This is a genomic window from Synechococcus sp. CCAP 1479/10 (assembly GCF_019038515.1).
Taxonomy (GTDB): domain Bacteria; phylum Cyanobacteriota; class Cyanobacteriia; order PCC-6307; family Cyanobiaceae; genus Cyanobium.
Genome location: NZ_JAFKRJ010000063.1, coordinates 1 through 553 on the forward strand (window position 1 = coordinate 1; position 553 = coordinate 553).

The 553-nt window shown below is 69.4% G+C and carries 1 protein-coding gene; it reads right to left on the minus strand.

Annotated elements, in window-relative coordinates; genetic code table 11:
- Window positions 1-553 (minus strand): glycogen/starch/alpha-glucan phosphorylase (locus tag KUG39_RS16970; protein ID WP_216916609.1); only part of this gene is annotated, 553 nt, incomplete at both ends.

Sequence of the window (553 nt, forward strand, 5' to 3'; positions counted from 1 at the left end):
CTTGATGCGCAGGTACTGGGCGATCACCTGGAGGGCATTGAGGTGCTGGCGCTTGTACTCGTGGATGCGCTTCACCTGCACGTCGAAGAGGCTGTCCGGGTCGACGGCCAGCTCCAGCTCCCGCTGGATGTAGCCGGCCAGGCGTTGCTTGGCGGTCCGCTTGCACTGGCCCCAGCGTTCCAGGAAGGCCCCGTCGTGCTGCAGCTCCTCCAGGCGACGGAGCGACTGGGGCCAGGCGGGCCAGTCGGGGCCGATGGTCTCGCAGAGCAGGGCGTGCAGGGAGGGATGGGCCAGGGCGACCCAGCGCCTGGGGGTGACGCCGTTGGTGACGTTGGTGAACTTCTCGGGCCAGAGGGCGGCGAATTCGGGGAAGAGGTCCTGCTTGACCAGGGCGCTGTGGAGGGCGGCGACGCCGTTGACGTGGTGGGAGCCGACGGTGGCGAGGTGGGCCATGCGGACGGCCCGCTCGCCCGATTCATCGATGATCGAGAGGCGGCGCAGCACGGCGTCGTTGCCGGGGTACTTGAGGCGCACCTGCTGGAGGAAGCGGCGG